This window comes from Kitasatospora griseola, assembly GCF_014648555.1.
GTDB lineage: Bacteria > Actinomycetota > Actinomycetes > Streptomycetales > Streptomycetaceae > Kitasatospora > Kitasatospora griseola.
This window is the reverse complement of sequence record NZ_BMRI01000011.1, coordinates 62,444-80,239: the sequence shown is the minus strand read 5'-3', so window position 1 is coordinate 80,239 and position 17,796 is coordinate 62,444. Positions and strand designations below refer to the sequence as shown.

15 protein-coding genes are annotated in these 17,796 nt (G+C 73.1%); 12 read left to right on the top strand and 3 right to left on the bottom strand.

The features are described from left to right. The 4 genes from IEZ12_RS16305 to IEZ12_RS16290 all read left to right on the top strand — a co-directional run. Positions 1–1,102, top strand: a 1,102-nt coding sequence (locus tag IEZ12_RS16305; RefSeq protein WP_229847587.1) for a penicillin-binding transpeptidase domain-containing protein, incomplete at its 5' end; no start/stop codon positions are given. 88 nt (positions 1,103–1,190) lie between these two features. Then, positions 1,191–2,621 (top strand): APC family permease, encoded by a 1,431-nt coding sequence (locus tag IEZ12_RS16300; RefSeq protein ID WP_043915731.1) that lies wholly within the window; start codon positions 1,191–1,193, stop codon positions 2,619–2,621. A 351-nt stretch (positions 2,622–2,972) separates the two neighbouring features. Beyond that, positions 2,973–4,235, top strand: coding sequence for a glycosyltransferase 87 family protein (locus IEZ12_RS16295; RefSeq protein WP_189272690.1), 1,263 nt, complete (start codon positions 2,973–2,975; stop codon positions 4,233–4,235). Next, positions 4,232–5,743 (top strand): N,N-dimethylformamidase beta subunit family domain-containing protein, encoded by a 1,512-nt coding sequence (locus IEZ12_RS16290; RefSeq protein WP_229847586.1) that lies wholly within the window; start codon positions 4,232–4,234, stop codon positions 5,741–5,743. The genes IEZ12_RS16295 and IEZ12_RS16290 overlap by 4 nt, the downstream gene beginning before the upstream one ends. A 42-nt stretch (positions 5,744–5,785) precedes the next feature. Here the strand turns inward: IEZ12_RS16290 and IEZ12_RS16285 are convergent, their stop codons facing one another. Both IEZ12_RS16285 and IEZ12_RS16280 read right to left on the bottom strand, forming a co-directional pair. Further along, on the bottom strand, positions 5,786–7,483 hold the full coding sequence (locus IEZ12_RS16285) for a penicillin-binding transpeptidase domain-containing protein (protein ID WP_189272688.1): 1,698 nt from the start codon (positions 7,481–7,483) through the stop codon (positions 5,786–5,788). Positions 7,484–7,613: 130 nt separating this feature from the next. Continuing rightward, positions 7,614–9,434: a dolichyl-phosphate-mannose--protein mannosyltransferase gene (locus IEZ12_RS16280; protein ID WP_373295484.1), complete on the bottom strand. Its 1,821-nt coding sequence runs from the start codon at positions 9,432–9,434 to the stop codon at positions 7,614–7,616. 105 nt (positions 9,435–9,539) lie between these two features. Between IEZ12_RS16280 and rsmI the strand changes: the two genes are divergently transcribed. The 7 genes from rsmI (at position 9,540) to IEZ12_RS16245 (ending at position 15,990) form a co-directional block, all read left to right on the top strand. Beyond that, positions 9,540–10,385 (top strand): 16S rRNA (cytidine(1402)-2'-O)-methyltransferase, encoded by an 846-nt coding sequence (gene rsmI / locus IEZ12_RS16275; protein WP_189272687.1) that lies wholly within the window; start codon positions 9,540–9,542, stop codon positions 10,383–10,385. Between the two features lie 188 nt (positions 10,386–10,573). After that, positions 10,574–10,993 (top strand): hypothetical protein, encoded by a 420-nt coding sequence (locus tag IEZ12_RS16270; protein ID WP_100587381.1) that lies wholly within the window; start codon positions 10,574–10,576, stop codon positions 10,991–10,993. An 81-nt stretch (positions 10,994–11,074) separates the two neighbouring features. Next, positions 11,075–12,682 (top strand): methionine--tRNA ligase, encoded by a 1,608-nt coding sequence (metG, locus tag IEZ12_RS16265; RefSeq protein WP_189272686.1) that lies wholly within the window; start codon positions 11,075–11,077, stop codon positions 12,680–12,682. After that, entirely contained in the window at positions 12,682–13,569 is an 888-nt protein-coding gene (locus tag IEZ12_RS16260; protein WP_189272685.1) for a TatD family hydrolase, read from the top strand. Before metG ends, IEZ12_RS16260 begins: the two co-directional genes overlap by 1 nt. Before the next feature lie 27 nt (positions 13,570–13,596). Then, the gene (locus tag IEZ12_RS16255; protein ID WP_189272684.1) at positions 13,597–14,163 is read left to right on the top strand and encodes a Uma2 family endonuclease; all 567 of its coding nucleotides are present in this window, start codon (positions 13,597–13,599) and stop codon (positions 14,161–14,163) included. 16 nt (positions 14,164–14,179) lie between these two features. Beyond that, positions 14,180–15,061 carry a 16S rRNA (adenine(1518)-N(6)/adenine(1519)-N(6))-dimethyltransferase RsmA gene (rsmA, locus tag IEZ12_RS16250; protein WP_189272683.1) on the top strand — a complete coding sequence of 294 codons (882 nt, stop codon included), beginning with the start codon at positions 14,180–14,182 and terminating at the stop codon, positions 15,059–15,061. After that, entirely contained in the window at positions 15,061–15,990 is a 930-nt protein-coding gene (locus IEZ12_RS16245; protein WP_189272682.1) for a 4-(cytidine 5'-diphospho)-2-C-methyl-D-erythritol kinase, read from the top strand. Before rsmA ends, IEZ12_RS16245 begins: the two co-directional genes overlap by 1 nt. Here IEZ12_RS16245 and IEZ12_RS16240 read toward each other — a convergent pair. Beyond that, on the bottom strand, positions 15,971–16,522 hold the full coding sequence (locus IEZ12_RS16240) for a Uma2 family endonuclease (protein ID WP_189272681.1): 552 nt from the start codon (positions 16,520–16,522) through the stop codon (positions 15,971–15,973). The two genes, IEZ12_RS16245 and IEZ12_RS16240, sit on opposite strands and share 20 nt — an antisense overlap. A gap of 245 nt (positions 16,523–16,767) precedes the next feature. On the opposite strand from IEZ12_RS16240, the gene IEZ12_RS16235 reads away from it, so the two are divergent. Then, positions 16,768–17,754: an aldo/keto reductase gene (locus IEZ12_RS16235; protein ID WP_189272680.1), complete on the top strand. Its 987-nt coding sequence runs from the start codon at positions 16,768–16,770 to the stop codon at positions 17,752–17,754. Positions 17,755–17,796 lie beyond the last annotated feature (42 nt).

The following is a 17,796-nucleotide window of genomic DNA, read 5'->3' as shown; positions in this document are numbered from 1 at the left end:
CTGGGACGCCATCACCCGCAACCAGCAGCCCGGCGGCGACGTGGTCACCACCATCGACCCGGCTGTGCAGCGCGCCGCCATGCAGGGGCTCGGCGGCCAACAGGGCGCCGTCGCCGCGATCGAACCCGCCACCGGCCGGATCCTCGCGCTGGCCTCCACCCCCAGCTACGACCCCGGCGCGATCGCCGGCGCCGGCGCCGCAGACCAGGCCGCCTGGGAGAAGCTGCAGGCCGACCCCGACCAGCCGATGCTCAACCGGGCGCTGCGGCAGATCTACCCGCCCGGCTCGACCTTCAAGGTGGTCACCGCCGCGGCCGCGCTGGCCAACGGCACGGTGACGGACATCCAGGCCCCCACCGGCGCCCCCTTCCCGTACGTGATGCCCGGCACCACCACCACGCTCAACAACGACACCAGCGCCTGCGACCAGGAGGGGCTGTCGCTGGACGAGGCGATGACGCTGTCCTGCAACAGCGTGCTGGGCTGGCTCGGCGTGCAGACCGGCCTCGACCGGATGGTCGCGATGGCGAAGAACTTCGGCTTCGACGACGCCAAGCTCGACGTCCCGGTGCGGGCCGCCCGCTCCAACTTCGACACCAGGATGAACAGTTCGCAGCTGGCGCTGTCCTCGATCGGCCAGTACAACACCGCCGCCACCCCGCTGGTGATGGCGATGGTCGCCGCCGGGGTCGCCGCCGACGGGCAGGTGATGCATCCACAGCTGGTGGACCGGCTCACCAAGGCCGACGGCACCCAGGTCCAGCTGATGCGCCCCGCCCTGTACCGGCAGGCGTTCGGGCCCGGCGTCGCCGCCGAGCTGCGCCGGTTGATGGTGAACGTGGTGAACAACGGCACCGGCGGCAACGCGCAGATCCCGGGCGCCGAGGTCGGCGGCAAGACCGGCACCGCCGAGCACGGCGTCGACAACAGCGGCACCCCGTACGCCTGGTTCATCGCCTGGGCCCGCCCCGCCGGGTCCACCGCCACCCCGCCGGTCGCCGTCGCGGTGGTGGTGGCCGACAGCACGGCCACCGACGTCACCGGGGGACGGCTGGCCGCGCCGATCGCCAAGGCCGTCATGCAGGCCGTCCTCGACCGGTGACCGCCCGACCTGCGACCAAGATCTCATAACTATGCATATCGGCGTATTTGATACAGTCCGTGCCTGATCCCCACCAGAAGGACGACCGATGAGCACCACCCGCCTGCTGCGGCGCAAGCCCGTGGACACCCTGATCGCCGAAGCGGGCGGAACCGGAGCCGGACACCTGCGCCGATCCATCGGCCTGTGGCAGCTCTCCGCCATCGGCATCGGCGCCACCGTCGGCACCGGCATCTTCTTCGTCCTCACCACCTCCGTCCCGGTGGCCGGGCCGGCCGTGGTGATGTCCTTCGTGATCGCCGCCGTCACGGCCGGCCTCACCGCGCTCTGCTACGCCGAACTCGCCTCCGCCATCCCGGTGGCCGGCTCCTCCTACTCGTACGCGTACGCCACCATGGGCGAGCTGGTCGCGTACGGCGTCGGCGTCTGCCTGCTGATGGAGTACGGCGTCTCCGCGTCCGCGATCGCCGTCACCTGGGGCCAGTACCTCGACCAGTTCGCCGACCTGGCGTTCGGCCTGCACCTGCCCGCGGCGCTCACCGCCCCGCCCGGCGAGAACGGCGTCTTCAACCTGCCCGCCGTGGTGCTGGTCGCCCTGGTCACCGTGCTGCTGATCCGCGGCGTCGGCGAGTCCGCCAAGGTCAACGCCGTGATGGTGACCATCAAGCTGGCCATCCTGGTGCTCTTCGTGGCCATCGGCCTGACCGGCTTCCACGCCGGCAACTTCACCCCGTTCGCCCCCAACGGCTGGGGCGGCGTGCAGACGGCCGCCTCCACCATCTTCTTCTCCTTCATCGGCCTGGACGCCGTCTCCACCGCCGGCGAGGAGGTCCGCGAGCCGCGCCGCACCATGCCGCTGGCCATCCTGATCTCGCTCGGCGTGGTCACCCTGCTGTACATCGCGGTCGCCGTCACCGCGATCGGCGCCCAGCCCTGGCAGCAGTTCGACGGCCAGAAGGCCGGCCTCGCGCAGATCCTCCAGGACGTCACCGGCCAGTCCTGGCCCGCCCTGGTGTTCGCCGGCGGCGCGATCGTCTCGATCTTCTCCATCACCCTGGTGGTGATCTACGGCCAGACCCGGATCCTCTACGCGATGGGCCGCGACGGCCTGCTGCCCCGCGCCTTCACCCGGGTCTCCCCACGCACCGGCACCCCGGTCTGGAACACCGTCGTGGTCGGCGCCGCCGTCGCCCTGCTGGCCGCCGTCTTCCCGCTCAGGCTGCTGGCCGACATGACCTCGATGGGCACCCTGGTGGCGTTCACCGCCGTGTCCGTCGGCATCGTCGTGCTCCGCCGCACCCGCCCCGACCTCCCGCGCGGCTTCAAGGTCCCGTTCTACCCGGTCACCCCCGTGCTCAGCGCCGGCTTCTGCGTCTACCTGATCACCAAGCTGCACCGCGACACCTTCATCGCCTTCGCGATCGCCCTGGCCCTCGCCGCCGTCCTCTACTTCACCTACAGCGCCAAGCACTCCCGCCTGGCCGCCCCCCGCACCGAGGAGCCCGCCGACCCGAGCTGACGCTCCGTAGGCCGCCGTCGCCGGGGACTCCGCGGACCCTGTGGCGCCGGCCGCAGGCCGCGGGGCTTCGCCCCGGTCGGTACCGCTGTCGTCCCGCTCGGGCTGTCGGCCGACATGACCTCGACGGGCGCCCCGGTGGCGTTCACCGCCGTGTCCGTCGGCATCGTCGCGCTCCGCCGTGAGACCTTCCCTGCCCTCGCCGCTGCCCGGGCCTGGCCGCCCCCCGCACCGAGGAGCCCGCCGACCCGAGCTGACGCTCCGTAGGCCGAGCGGTGTCGAAATCCGGACAGAACCGATAAAACTGGCCCGAATCCCGCGACAGGGCGTGGCTTTCGCCCTAGCCTTCGAGCCATGGCGAGCACCCGACGGGCCCTGCGCGTGCTCGGACATCCGGTGGCGCAGGCGGGCGAGTGGGTGGCGGCCGCGGGCTGGGCGGCGGCGTTCCCGCTGATGTCACACCTGGCCAACCAGGCCGCCTGGGGGCGCTTCGCGGTGCCCGGGTACCTGCTCGCCGCGGTGCTGACGGTGACGCTGCCGTGCGGGCTCGGGGCGCGGGCGGCCGGCGCGGCGGCGGCGCTGGGCGCGGCACTGCTGCCGCTCGGGGCGCTGGTGCTGACCGGGCACCACCAGTCCGAGGTGACGGTGGTGGAACGGTCGGCGGCGCTGCTGCTGCACACCGGCAGCCCGTACCTGACCGAGACGCCGCACGTCGTCGACTACAACCCGTACCTGCCCGCGATGGCGCTGTTCGGCCTGCCCCGGGTGGTGCTCGGGGAAGCCGGTCCGGCGGCCCGGGTGCTGGGCGACGCCCGACTGTGGTTCGCGGCGGCGTTCCTGGCCTGCCTGCTGACCGGGTGGCGGCTGCTGCGCCCCGGCGGCCCGCTGCGGGCGTCGGTGCTGCCGCTGACGGTGCTCACCGCCTCGCCGCTGGTCGCGCTCGCGCTGGCCGTCGGCGGCGTCGACCTGCCGCTGACCGGCGTCTGCTGCCTGGCGATGGCGCTCGCCGAACGCGGCCACCCGCTGCGCACCGGCCTGGTGCTGGCGCTGGCCTGCACGCTGAAGTGGACGGCCTGGCCGGCGCTGCCGGTCGCACTGCTGCTGCTGCACCGCCGGCACGGCCCGCGGTCGGCGCTGCGGGCCGCCGTCCCGGCGCTGGCCGTCGGCGGGGCGGTGATCGGCCCGGTCGCGGCGCTCCACCCGCGTGAACTGTACGAGCAGGTGGTGCGCTTCCCGCTGGGCCTGACCGCCGTCCACACCCCGGCCGGCAGCCCGCTGCCGGGCAAGGTGCTGGCCGGTCTCGGCCCGTACGGCCACGCCCTGTCGCTGACCCTGCTGGCCGTCGGCGCGCTGGCCGTCGCGGCGTGGCTGCCGACCCGTCCGCCGGCCACCGCGGTCGCCGCCTGCGACCTGCTGGCGGCGGGCCTGACGGTGGCGTTCGCGCTGGCCCCGGCCGGCCGGTTCGGCTACCTGGCGCTGCCCGCCGTGCTGGTGGTGTGGCCGCGGCTGGCGACCGCGCCCGGGCGGCCGGTCCCGGTGCCCCGGCGGAGGCCGACGCATCGCCAGCCGGCCGACGTGCCTATGGTGTCCCGGGACACCGTACGAACACGGGAGTGATCTTGGGCGCCACCGGACGACGCCGCTTCCTGGGCCTGGCCGCCGGAGCGGCCGCCTCGCTCACCGCCTGCGGCCCGGGCGGCCCGGGCCGCACCGCCGCCGGCTCCGCCGCACCCGGCGGCAGCGCCGCGGCCGCCGCGCCGAGCCCCGCGCCGTCGGCCACCGCGGCGGAGAACGCCAGACCGGGCAACGCCGACTGGGCGATCACCAACGCCGGCCCGGCCGGTGCGATCGAGGGCTGGGCGGACCGGGCCAGTGTGCTGCCCGGCGAGCAGGTCGGCCTGCACGTCTCCACCACCGCGCCCGGCTTCACGGTCACCGCCTACCGGATGGGCTGGTACGGCGGCGCCCGGGCCCGTCAGGTGTGGAAGTCGGGGCGGCTGCCCGGCGCCAAGCAGCAGCCGTTCACCGTCGACCCGGCCACCCGCATGGTGATCACCTCCTGGTCGCGCTCCACCGCCGTCGACACCACGGGCTGGCCGGAGGGCTGCTACCTGCTGCGGCTGGACGCGGAGGGCGGCGCCGGGCAGCGCTACGTGCCGCTCACCGTGCGTTCGCGCAGCACCGCCGGCACCACCGTGGTGGTCAACGCGGTCGCCACCTGGCAGGCCTACAACGAGTGGGGCGGCTACAACCTGTACAACGGCCCGTCCGGCGGGCTGCCCACCCGCTCGTACCAGGTCAGCTTCGACCGGCCGTACCAGTACGACGACGGTGCGGGCCTGTTCCTGGTCTACGAGGCCCCGCTGGTCGCGCTCGCCGAGAAGCTCGGCATCCCGCTGTCGTACGCCACCTGCATCGACGTCGCCGCCGACCCGAACCTGCTGCGCGGCGCCAAGGCGGCGCTCTCGCTCGGCCACGACGAGTACTGGTCGCCCGAGCAGCGCGCCCACTTCACCGCGGCCCGCGACGCCGGCACCCACCTGGCGATCCTGGGCGCCAACTGCTGCTTCCGGCGGGTGCGGTACGAGCCGTCGCCGACCGGCCCGGACCGCACCGTGGTCTGCTGGAAGGGCGCCTGGAAGGACGACCCCGGCTACAGGGCGGGGCACCCGGCGACCACCGACTTCCGCTCCCCGCCCGGCGCCGACCCGGAGTCCTCGCTGCTCGGCGTGATCTACGACGGCTACCCGGTGGACGCCCCGTACGTGGTCACCGCGCCCGGCCACTGGCTGTTCGCGGGCACCGGCGCGAAGGCCGGCGACAGCTTCCCGCACCTGGTCGGCGTCGAGTACGACCGGGTCAACCCGTCCTACCCGACGCCGCAGGGCATCGAGGTGCTCTCGCACTCCCCGGTGGTCTGCGACGGCCGGCACTCGTTCGCCGACACCGCGCTGTACCCGGCGGGCAGCGGCGCGCTGGTCTTCGCCACCGGCACCATGCGGTGGGTGGAGTCGCTGGAGGCGACCGGCCCGGCCGGCGGCAGCGCGATCCACGGCATCGACGGGCGGGCGGGCGCGTTCACCCGCCGGGTCACCGAGAACCTGCTGCGGCGCTTCGCGCAGTGAGACGCGGAAGGGGCCCCGCTCCCGGGGCCCCTTCCGCCTGCGTCACTTGCGGTTGCCCACCGCCAGCACCTTGGACGAGGCCGGCCCGGCCGCCGCCGAGCCGTGTCCGGCGCCCTGGAACTCGGCGGCGACCGCCAGGTCGCCCGAGTAGGCGGTGAACCAGGAGTTCGCGTCGGCGCTGTTGTCGACCTCGGCGGTGCCGGTCTTCGCGCCGGAACCGGCCGGCAGGGCCGGCTTCACGGCCGCGGCGGTGCCGGACTTCACGGTCTGCGTCATCAGCGACCGCAGGCTGGAGAGCGCGTCGGGGGAGAGCGTCCGGGCGGCCTTCACCTGGTCCATGCCGGGCACCAGGATCGGCTGCTTGAACACCCCGGACTGCACGGTCGCGGCGATCGACGCCATGCCCAGCGGGTTGGCGCGCACCTTGCCCTGGCCGATGAACTCGCTGGCCGCGCCCGCCATGCTCGACTCGACCGGGATGTCGGTGTCGAAGTTCGACAGGCCGGTCTTCCAGACCAGCCCGATGCCGAACACGTCCTTGGCGAGCGAGGGCAGCGAGTTCGCCTTGAGGACGTCCTTGCCCTTCTCGATGAAGGAGGTGTTGCAGGAGTTGATGAACGCGTCGGTGAGCGTGTACTCGGGGTGCGCGCCCTTGAAGTCGTTGGCGATGGACTTGCCGGTGACCATGGTGGTCTCCGGGCAGGGCATCGAGGTGGTCGGCGTGATCCCGGCCTCCAGCAGCGCGGCGGCGGTCAGCACCTTCAGGGTGGAGCCGGGCGCGGTCGCCCCGGAGAACGCCCGGTTCTGGCCGGTGGTGGGGGAGAAGGCGTAGGCCAGGATGCCGCCGGTGCTGGGCTCGATCGCCACCAGTGAGCCCGGCTTGCCCTGGGCGGCGACCGCGGACTCGGCGGCGGCCTGGAGGTCCGCGTCCAGGGTCAGCTTCAGGTTGGGGACGGGCTTGGGCTCCTTCAGCGTGAAGACCTTCTCCGCGGGCCCGTTGCCGGACGCGGGGGAGATCACCACGGCGGTGCCGGCGTCCTCCGGGCTGCCGCCCTGCGGGGCGGCGGCCTTCAGTTGGTTGAGCAGGCCGGTGAGCGAGGCGTAGCCGGCCAGCGGCTTGCCCTTGCGGTCGGTGACGGCGGCGGGCGCGGCGAACACCGGCTTGACGCCGATGGTCTCGGTGGCGTCCAGCTTCGGGTGGATCACGGTGGGCGCCCAGTGCACGGCGGCGGTGCCGTCGCTCATCTTCACCACCCCGAGCACGCCGTCGTAGTTCCACGGGGAGCCGGTCCCGGCGAACTCCAGTGAGGCCTTGAAGCTCTCCAGCACCCCGGTCGGCCCGGCGGCGGCGGCCGTCGAGGACGCCGACGCCGACGCGGACGGCGCGGCGGACTTGGACGCGGCCGGGCTGGGCGCGGTGGTCGGGCCGCCGACGGTGAGGTGGACGGCGGAGGGCTTCACGTTGTCGTGGAAGGCCTGCAGCGCGGCCTGCGCCTTGTCCGGGTCGTCGGTGAGCTTGGCGGCGGCGAACAGGTCGCCCTTGCCCCAGGCGTCCAGGAAGGCCTTGGCGCCGGACGCGGCGAGCTCGGGGCTGGGGGGCTCGGAGACCACGGTGCGCGGCTTCTTGGCGGCGTCCTTGCCGTCGGAGTCGCCGGAGACCAGGGCGTAGGCGCCGTAGCCGCCGGCGAGCAGCAGCACCGTGGCGGCCGAGGCGATGCCGATCTTCGCGCCGTTGTTCACGTCGAGTCCCCCCTGGTGTGTCGTGGCCGCCAGGAATCAGCGGCCACGACACCATAGGCAGACACCATCCGTGCACTCACGACACGCCGCCGGTTTGTGACAGATCCGGTACACGCTCTCCGGTGTGGATTCAGATCCAAGTACTGAGCCACATCCGGCCGTTCCAGTCCGGTATCGGGATCGTCTGGCCGGTGAAGATCGGATAGAAGTACAGGAAGTTCCACATGATGCCCACGACCAGCAGCCCCGCGCCGGTGGCGCCCGCCAGTCTGCGGTCCGGCGAGGCGTGGGCCGGGCCCAGCATCGCGCCGATCATCATGGTCACCGCCAGCACCAGGAACGGCACGAAGCACACCGCGTAGAACAGGAAGATGGTGCGCTCCTGGTACTGGAACCAGGGCAGATAGCCGGCCGCCAGGGCGGCCAGCAGCGCCCCCGCCCGCCAGTCGCGGCGCATCAGCCAGCGGTACAGGCAGTACAGCAGCGCGGCGATGCCCGCCCACCACAGCAGCGGGGTGCCGATCGCCAGCACCTCGCGGGCGCAGTCGGAGGTGGTGCAGCCGGCCTGGCCGTTCTTCGGCGACTCGTAGAAGAACGACACCGGGCGGCCGAGGAGCAGCCAGCTCCACGGGTTCGACTGGTAGGTGTGCGGGCTGTGCAGGTTGGTGTGGAAGTCCAGCATCGTGGAGTGGTAGTGCCACAGGCTGCGCCACCAGTCCGGGCCGAAGCCGCCCGGGTGCTGCACCGCCCAGTCGCGGAAGTAGCCGCCCTTGCCGGGCTCCGTCGAGGACATGATCCAGCCGGTCCAGCTGACCAGGTAGGTGACCGCCGCGGTGAGGCCGAGGGTCGCCGCCGAGCAGACCCAGTCCACGCAGTGCCGCAGGATCCGCAGGCCCTCGGCGATCGGCTGCCCGCCCGGGCCGCGGATCCCGCCGACCATCCGGCGGGCCGAGGTGTCCCAGAAGGCGACGAGCAGGATGAAGACGGCGATCGCCGGGCCGCCGCTCCACTTGGTGGCCGTCATCAGGCCGAGGCTGACGCCCGCCGCCAGCCGGTAGGGCCGCAGGCCGAGCTGCCACCAGTCGGTGCCCAGCCCGGCGTCCAGCCGCTTCGCGATCAGCGCCCGGGTGCGGTCCCGGTCGATCAGCAGCAGGCCGAACGCGGCCAGGAACCAGAACATCACGACCAGGTCGAGGATCGCGGTGCGGCTGAGCACGAAGTGCAGGCCGTCGACCGACATCAGCAGCCCGGCCACGCAGCCCAGCAGCGTCGAGCGGAACAGCCGCCGCCCGATCCGGGCCAGCATCAGCACCGACAGGGTGCCGAGCACGGCCATCATGAACCGCCAGCCGAACGGGTTCATGCCGTAGATCTGCTCGCCCAGGCCGATGATCCACTTACCGACCGGCGGGTGCACGATGTACGCCGGGTCGGTGCGGAACGGGACGGTCGGGTTCGGCGCGGTGATCAGGCCGTTGGCGTCGTCCGCCCAGTTGGTCTCGTAGCCGACCTGCCAGAGCGCGTACGCGTCCTTGGCGTAGTACGTCTCGTCGAAGATCAGCGCGTGCGGCCCGCCGAGGTTCACGAAGCGCAGCACGCCCGCGAAGGCCGCCACCGCGATCGGGCCGAGCCAGCCGGACCAGCGGCACAGCCACGACCACAGCGCGTCCGGCAGCCGGATGCCCAGCCGGGCCAGCAGCGGGGACGGCGGGACCACGTCCGGAGTGACGCCCGGGCCGTCCGGCATCGGCGGCACCAACTGCTCGTCCAGGGGCGTGCGCCGCGGCGCGCGGTAGCCCGCGCCGGACAGCGCCCGGGCCCACCGGGAGGCCGGTTCGGGTTCGGCGCGCGGCCTCGGAACGGCGGCCGGATCGGCCGATTCCAGCACGGTCACGCCACCCCGCTCGGGGTGGTCCACACCACTGTCCATGTCGCCGCTCACGGGCCACATCGTAGGGGCAATGGCTGAAGTCACAAGGGGTCCCCGGACGGCTTGCGCCGCACCGGGCCGCGTCCGTCCCGGTGAGGACCCCCGCCGGTAGGGGAGGATGGTGCCGTGACTGGTGTTCTCGTACTGGCAGGTACCCCCATCGGCGACGTCGAGGACGCGCCGCCCCGACTGCGCGCCGAACTCGCCGAGGCGGACGTCATCGCCGCCGAGGACACCCGGCGGCTGCGCCGGCTCACCCAGGCGCTCGGCGTGACGCCGACCGGCCGGGTGGTGTCCTACTTCGAGGGCAACGAGGTCGGCCGCACCCCCGAACTGGTCGCCGCGCTCCAGGGCGGGGCCCGGGTGCTGCTGGTCACCGACGCCGGCATGCCCTCGGTCTCCGACCCCGGCTACCGGCTGGTCGACGCGGCCGTCGCCGCCGGGATCAAGGTGACCGCGGTGCCCGGCCCGTCCGCGGTGCTCACCGCGCTGGCGCTGTCCGCGCTGCCGGTGGACCGCTTCACCTTCGAGGGCTTCCTGCCCCGCAAGGCCGGCGACCGCTCCCGGCAGCTCGCCCAGATCGCCGCCGAACCGCGCACCATGGTGTTCTTCGAGGCCCCGCACCGGATCGCCGAGACCCTCGCCGCGATGGCCGAGGCGTTCGGCGCCGAGCGGCCCGCAGCGGTCTGCCGCGAGCTCACCAAGACCTACGAGGAGGTCAAGCGCGGCCCGCTCGCCGAACTCGCCGCCTGGGCCGCCGACGGCGTCAAGGGCGAGATCACCGTGGTGGTGGCCGGCGCCCCGCCCGCCGCCCCCGAGGAGGTCGGCCCCGCCGAGCTGGCCCGCCGGGTCGCCGCCCGCGAGGAGGCCGGCGAGCGCCGCAAGGAGGCGATCGCCGCGGTCGCCGCCGAACTGGGCCTGCGCAAGTCCGTGGTCTTCGACGCCGTGGTGGCCGCCAAGCACGCCGGCTGACCCGTCGAGTGCCCATGGCCGGATTCGGTCGTACGTTGGAATGAGCAACCCCAGCGGAGGGCCAATTCGGAACCAAGACTTGGCAAGCCGGGCATCGGACGGACCCTCCCGGGCATTCCCTGGGATGGAAAGACCCGCGCCGGGCCCGCCAGGTCGGGCGACGGGCTCCGAGCGAAGCGAGGTGGCGCATGAGCGACACGATCGACAGCCCCCTGGACGGTGGAGCGCCCAGCGGCCTCGGGCTGACCACCCGACCGCGCATCCCCGTGGAGACGGTCCGCGAGGCCTACTCCTTCGTCTGCCTCAACTGCGGCTACGGCTGGGAGCAGGCGTACGACATCGAGCACCACACCGGCCGCGACGGACACACCGTGGTCGAGTACAAGGCGAACGGGGTCAAGGTCCCGTCCCCGCTGCGTGAACTGGTCTGCCCCGGCTGCGGCGGCGAACGGGTCCGGATCATGCGGGCCGGCCGGGTCGCCGAGGTGGCCGCCGGCGTCGCCCCCGGCTACGCCCCCACCGCCGAACCCGAGGGCCCGCAGAAGCCCCGCAAGCCGCGCGTCCTGCACTGGTGGAACCGGCTGTTCCGCCGCCACCGCGCCGCCTGACCCCGCTCCGACGCCCGCACCGGCCCCGGACCGCCGCCGCGGTCCGGGGCCGCGGCGCGCCCGGCGACTAGGATCCCCGCTATGGCGGCCTTCGCAGAGCACCCCAGCACCGACGCGTACTACGTCACCACGCCGATCTACTACGTGAACGACCGCCCCCACCTGGGCCACGCGTACACCACCGTCGCGGGCGACGTGCTGACCCGCTGGCACCGCCAGCGCGGCGAGGACGTCTGGTACCTCACCGGCACCGACGAGCACGGCCAGAAGATCCTGCGCACCGCCGAAGCGCACGGCGTCACCCCGCAGGAGTGGTGCGACCGGCTGGTCGAGGAGGCCTGGAAGCCGCTCTGGCAGCACCTGGAGATCGCCAACGACGACTTCGTCCGGACCACCCAGGCGCGGCACACCGACCGCGTCCAGGAGTTCGTCCAGGACCTGTACGACAAGGGCGAGATCTACCGGGGCAGCTACACCGGCCCCTACTGCGTCGGCTGCGAGGAGTACAAGCTCCCCGGCGAACTGCTGCCCGGCGCCGGCGAGGACGAAAAGCTCTGCCCCGTCCACAAGCGCCCGGTGGAGTGGCTGGAGGAGGAGAACTACTTCTTCAAGCTCTCCGCGTACGGCCCGAAGCTGCTGGAGTTCTACGCCGCCAACCCCGGCTTCATCCAGCCCGCCGCCGCCCGCAACGAGGTGCTGCGCTTCGTCGAACAGGACCTCAAGGACCTGTCGATCTCCCGCTCCACCTTCGACTGGGGCGTGCCGCTGCCGTGGGACGACAAGCACGTCCTGTACGTGTGGGTCGACGCCCTGCAGAACTACATCACCGCAGCCGGGTACGGCGCCGACCCCGAACGGTTCGCCCGGCTCTGGCCCGCCTCCGTGCACCTGGTCGGCAAGGACATCCTGCGCTTCCACGCCGTCATCTGGCCCGCCATGCTGATGGCCGCCGGGCTGCCGCTGCCGAAGCGGGTGGTCGCCAACGGCTGGCTGATGGTCGGCGGCGAGAAGATGTCCAAGTCCAACCTGACCGGCATCGCGCCCACCGACCTCACCTCGCACTTCGGCGTCGACGCCTACCGCTACTACTTCCTGCGCGCCATCCCGTTCGGCACCGACGGGTCGTTCTCCTGGGAGGACTTCACCGCCCGCTACACCTCCGAACTCGCCAACGACTTCGGCAACCTGGCCTCCCGGGCCGCCGCGATGGTCGGCAAGTACTACGACGGCGTGCTGCCCGCGGCCGCCGCCCACGGCGAGGCCGAGCAGGCCGTCGCGGACGCCCTGGTCCGGGCCGCCGAGGAGGCCGACCGGAGGATCGGCGAAGAGCTGGACTTCGCGGGCGGCATCGCCGCGATCTTCGAGTTCATCAAGACCGTCAACGGCTACCTGACCGCGCAGGAACCCTGGAAGGTCGCCAGGTCCACCACCGAGGACGACCGGGCCCGGCTCGCCACCGTCCTCTACACCGCGGCCGAAGCGCTGCGCGCCACCGCCGTGCTGCTCAACCCCGTGATGCCCGCCGCCGCGGCCGAGCTCTGGGACTCCCTGGGCGCCGAGGCCGCGCTCGGCCCGCTCGCCGACCAGCGCATCGCCACCGTCGCCGACTGGGGACGCCTGCCCGCCGGCGCCCTCGTCACCAAGGGCGACATCCTGTTCCCCCGCCTCGAAGAGAAGACCGCCTCCTGATGGCCGCCAACGCCAAGAAGAACGACGACCGCTCGACCCCGCCGCCGCTGCCCGAGCCGCTCGCCGTCCCCGTCGCCGACTCGCACACCCACCTCGACATGCAGTCCGGCACCCCCGCCGAGGGACTGGCCCGCGCCGCGTCCGTCGGCGTCACCACCGTCGTCCAGGTGGGCTGTGACGTGCCCGGCTCGCAGTGGGCCGCGGACCTCGCCGCCGAGTACGAGCAGGTGCACGCCGCCGTCGCCCTGCACCCCAACGAGGCCCCCCGGATCTTCCTCGGCGACCCCGACGGCTGGTCCGGGCAGCGGCGCACGCCCGGCGGCCGGGCCGCGCTCGACGCCGCCCTCGCCGAGATCGACCGCCTCGCCGCCCTCCCGCACGTCCTCGCCGTCGGCGAGACCGGCCTCGACTACTTCCGCACCGGCCCCGAGGGCGTCGACCTGCAGAAGGAGTCCTTCCGCCGCCACATCGAGATCGCCAAGCGCCACGGCAAGGCCCTCGTCATCCACGACCGCGAGGCCCACGAGGACGTCATCGCCGTCCTCCTCGAAGAGGGCGCCCCCGAGCGCACGATCTTCCACTGCTACTCCGGCGACGCCGCCATGGCCAGGACCTGCGCCGAGCACGGCTGGTACCTCTCCTTCGCCGGCCCCGTCACCTACAAGGCCAACCACTCCCTCCGCGAGGCCCTCACCGCCACCCCCCTCGACCGCGTCCTGATCGAGACCGACGCCCCCTTCCTCACCCCCCACCCCTACCGCGGCCGCCCCAACGCCCCCTACCTGATCCCGGTCACGCTGCGTGCGATGGCGGCCCATCTGGCCCTCGGGGAGGACGAGTTGGCGACGGCGATCGCGGCGAACACGGCGCGGGCGTTCGGTTACTGATGGTGCTCGGATGGCTACGATGGGGGCGTGTGGAGCAAGTGGATGAACGCGCCCTCGCGCGGCTGGACCAGTGACGAGATCGGTGACACCGAGTTCCCGTTCAGTTGGGAGCTGGTGGACGGGGTGATCACTCCGGTGCCGTTGAACGACATGTGGCACGGCCGGGTGCGGGACCGCCTGATGGTGGCCATGGATCGGCAACAGGTGCAGCCGATGGCCGTGATGGGCCCCACAACGCTCGTGTTCGACCCGCGCAACTGGGTTCGACCCGATGCGGTGGTGTACGACAAGTCCGGGCTCGACATCCGCACCATGGACACCCTGCCGCTGCGGTCGGTGCTGCTCGCCGTCGAGGTGGTCGTTCCGGCCACTCGCACCGCCGACCGTCTCCGCAAACCGGCGCAGTACGCCGAGGCCGGCGTTCCGTCTTACTGGCGCATCGAACGGGGCGAGGACGACATCCCTGTCGTGCACGAGTTCCGGCTCGACCGGGAGCAGGGCGGCTACCTGCCGGTCGCCGTGCACGAAGGACAGCTCCGCACCGACCTGCCGTTCCCCGTCGAGATCGATCTCAAGCGGCTCGTCCTGCGGTGACCCGTATCCTTGGCGGGTGAGCACCACCGAACCCACCTCCGACGGCCACCTGCTGGGCGCTGCCGACATCCGCGCGCTGGCTGAGGCGTTCGGCGTGAAGCCGACCAAGCAGCGCGGGCAGAACTTCGTCATCGACGGGAACACCGTGCGGCGGATCGTGCGGGCGGCGGAGGTGACGGAGCAGGACGCCGTGGTCGAGGTCGGGCCGGGGCTCGGGTCGCTGACGCTGGCGCTGCTGGAGGTGGCGCGGCACGTGACGGCGGTGGAGATCGACCCGGTGCTGGCGCGGCACCTGCCGGACACCGTCAAGGGCCGGATGCCGGGCCGGGCCGACAACTTCGACCTGGTGCTGAGCGACGCCATGGACGTCACCGAGCTGCCCGGCCCCGAGCCGACCGCGCTGGTGGCGAACCTGCCGTACAACGTCGCCGTGCCGGTGCTGCTGCACATGCTGGAGACGTTCCCCAGCATCGAGCGCACGCTGGTGATGGTGCAGAGCGAGGTCGCCGACCGGCTCGCCGCCAAGCCCGGCAACAAGGTGTACGGCGTGCCGTCCGTGAAGGCCAACTGGTACGCGGACGTGAAGCGGGCCGGCGCGATCGGGCGGAACGTGTTCTGGCCCGCGCCGAACGTCGACTCCGGACTGGTCTCGCTGATCCGCCGCGACCCGCCGTCCACCACCGCCACCCGGCGCGAGGTGTTCGCGGTGGTGGACGCCGCGTTCGCGCAGCGCCGCAAGACCCTGCGGGCCGCGCTGGCGGGCTGGGCCGGCTCGCCGGCCGCTGCCGAGGAGGCGCTGCGCGGGGCGGGCATCGACCACACGCTGCGCGGCGAGATGCTGACGGTGGAGCAGTTCGCCGCGATCGCCGAGCACAAGCCGAAGACTCCGGAGCAGTGATGGTCACCGTCCGCGTCCCCGCCAAGGTCAACGTCCAGCTCGGCGTCGGCGGGGTCCGCCCCGACGGTTACCACGACCTGGCGAACGTGTTCTTCGCCGTCGCCCTCGGCGACGAGGTCACCGCGACGCCCGGCGACGGCGTCACCCTGACCTGCACCGGCCCCGACGCGGACGCTGTTCCGCTGGACGACACCAACCTGGCCGCCCGCGCCGCCCGCCTGCTCGCCGCCCAGCACGGCCTGCCCGCCCCCGGCGTCCACCTGCACATCGCCAAGGCCATCCCGGTGGCCGGCGGCATGGCCGGCGGCAGCGCCGACGGAGCGGCCGCGCTGCTCGCCTGCGACACCCTCTGGGGCCTCGACACCCCCCTCGACACCCTGCTGGAACTCGCCGCCGAACTCGGCTCCGACGTCCCGTTCGCGCTGCTCGGCGGCGTCGCCCTGGGCCGCGGCCGGGGCGAGATCCTGGAGGCGCTGCCCGTCTCCGGCACGTTCCACTGGGTGTTCGCGGTCGCCGACGGCGGACTCTCCACCCCCGCGGTGTTCCGCGAGTGCGACCGGCTGCGCGAGGAGTCCGGCACTGGGGCCACGATCGAGGACGTTCCCACCCCCGACGCCGACCCCGAGCTGCTCGCCGCCCTCGCCGACGGCGACCCCGTCGCGCTGGCCGCCGCCCTCAGCAACGACCTGCAGACCGCCGCGGTCTCGCTGCGCCCGTCCCTCGCCGACACCCTGCACGCCGGCACCGAGGCCGGCGCCCTCGCCGCCCTGGTCTCCGGCTCCGGCCCGACCTGCGCCTTCCTGGCCAAGGACGCCGACTCCGCCGCCCACATCGCCGCCGCCCTCCGCGCCTCCGGCACCTGCCGCACCGCCCACGCCACCCACGGCCCGGTGCCGGGGGCGCAGGTGGTCAGCGCACCCAGGCCTTGAACGGCTCGGTGTCCAGGCTGATCCCGACCGGATCCGGCAGCGCGACGGTCTTGCCGAACGGACGTCGGACGAGGCTCACGTACTGACCGTCCTCGGGCTCGCTGTGGACCAGCACCTCGCAGCTGTCCCGGTCGATGAGGAGATGGACCGGGATGTCGGTCTCGGCGTAGGCCCGAGGCTTCTCGTCGCGATCGCGGCGGTCGGTGTCGCTTTCGTACGAGGTCACTTCGACCACCATGACGACCCGGTCGGGGGCGGCCCATTCGCCCTGGCCGGCGAAGCTGCCGTCGGGGGCGAGCACTCCGTCCGCTCTGGCGCGGCCCTCGCGGCCGGTCTCCACCCGCAGCCCGCGCCCTGCGTACAGCCACAGGTCGGGGCGCTGCTGCAGGCACTGGCCTGTCACCCAGCGGATGACCTCGGCGTGGCCGCCGTCGGCCGCCGCCTTGACTCCGATGCGCCCGTGAAGGAATTCCATCCGAACGTCCTCGCGCCCGGCCGCCAGGGCGATGCGCTCGAAGTCCTCTGCTCGCATCTGCGATCGGCTTCCCACTGCCGGCACCACGCACCTCTCGGCTCGCCGCGATGGCCGTCGCACCGTACCGCGCAGCAGGGACGGGATGGGCGAGTACCGGCGCGCGATGCGTCCTGTGCGCCCCTACGGCACGGTGCCCGGGGTGCAGGTGGTTCAGACCTCTGCTTGACCTGGAGCGCGCTCCGGGTTCCAGACTCCTGTTCGCGGCCCGCACCGGGCGGGTCGCGGAGACGAGGGGAACCCGGATGCGCAAGCGCACCATCGGAACCGACCCGCGCACCCGTCGCGAGGTCAGCGTGCTCAGCCTCGGCGCGATGCTGTTCGGCACGCTCACCGACGAGGCCACTTCGTTCGCGGTGCTGGACCGGTACGTCGAGGCCGGGGGCACGTTCATCGACACCTCCAACAACTACGCGTACTGGCAGGACGGCAGCCAGGGCGGCATCAGCGAAGAGGTGCTGGGCCGGTGGCGGGCCAGCCGGGGGATCACCGACGAGGTGGTGATCGCGACCAAGCTCGGGGCGCGGCCGAAGGCCCCCGGCACCGGGTTCATCGAGAACGGCGAGGGGCTGTCCGCCGAGGTGATCCGGGCGTCCTCCGAGGCCAGTCGTAAGCGCCTGGGCGTCGAGAAGCTCGACCTGCTGTACGCGCACGTCGAGGACACCTCGGTGCCGCTCGCCGAAACCGTGCAGGCCTTCGGCGAACTCGTCGAGGAGGGGACGGTCGGGCTGCTCGGAGTCTCCAACCACTGGTCCTGGCGGGTCGAGCGGGCCCGCAACCTCGCCTCGCAGGCCGGGCTGCCCGGGTACGAGGTGCTCCAGTACGGCCACACCTACCTGCGGCGGCGCGGCGACTGGCCCGGGCTGCTCAACCAGGACGGCGACCAGGCCGCCGTCCAGGGCGACCTGATCACCTACCTCAAGGAGAGCCCCGAGCTCACCCTGGTCGCCTACTCCCCGCTGCTCGGCGGCGGCTACGTCCGCGACGACAAGCCGCTCGGCCCGTCCTTCGACCACGCGGGGACGCCGGCCCGGCTCGCGGCGCTCGATGCGGTGGCCCGCGAGACCGGGGCGACGCGCAACCAGGTGGTGCTGGCGTGGCTGCTCGGCGGCGAGCTGCCGGTGATTCCGCTGGTGGGGGCTTCGTCGGTGGCGCAGCTGGAGGAGAGCCTGGGGGCGCTGGACCTGGAGCTGACGGCGGAGCAGCGGGCACTGATGGACGCGGCCAGGTAGCGGCGCGGACGGGCGGGAACCGCAGGCGGGTGCGAGAACGGC

Coding starts and splice junctions, on each gene's coding strand:
- IEZ12_RS16300 (WP_043915731.1), top strand. CDS start 1,191: ATGAGCACCACCCGCCTGCTGCGGCGCAAGCCCGTGGACACCCTGATC.
- IEZ12_RS16295 (WP_189272690.1), top strand. CDS start 2,973: ATGGCGAGCACCCGACGGGCCCTGCGCGTGCTCGGACATCCGGTGGCG.
- IEZ12_RS16280 (WP_373295484.1), bottom strand. CDS start 9,434: ATGTGGCCCGTGAGCGGCGACATGGACAGTGGTGTGGACCACCCCGAG.
- IEZ12_RS16270 (WP_100587381.1), top strand. CDS start 10,574: ATGAGCGACACGATCGACAGCCCCCTGGACGGTGGAGCGCCCAGCGGC.
- metG (WP_189272686.1), top strand. CDS start 11,075: ATGGCGGCCTTCGCAGAGCACCCCAGCACCGACGCGTACTACGTCACC.
- IEZ12_RS16260 (WP_189272685.1), top strand. CDS start 12,682: ATGGCCGCCAACGCCAAGAAGAACGACGACCGCTCGACCCCGCCGCCG.
- IEZ12_RS16245 (WP_189272682.1), top strand. CDS start 15,061: ATGGTCACCGTCCGCGTCCCCGCCAAGGTCAACGTCCAGCTCGGCGTC.
- IEZ12_RS16240 (WP_189272681.1), bottom strand. CDS start 16,522: ATGCGAGCAGAGGACTTCGAGCGCATCGCCCTGGCGGCCGGGCGCGAG.
- IEZ12_RS16235 (WP_189272680.1), top strand. CDS start 16,768: ATGCGCAAGCGCACCATCGGAACCGACCCGCGCACCCGTCGCGAGGTC.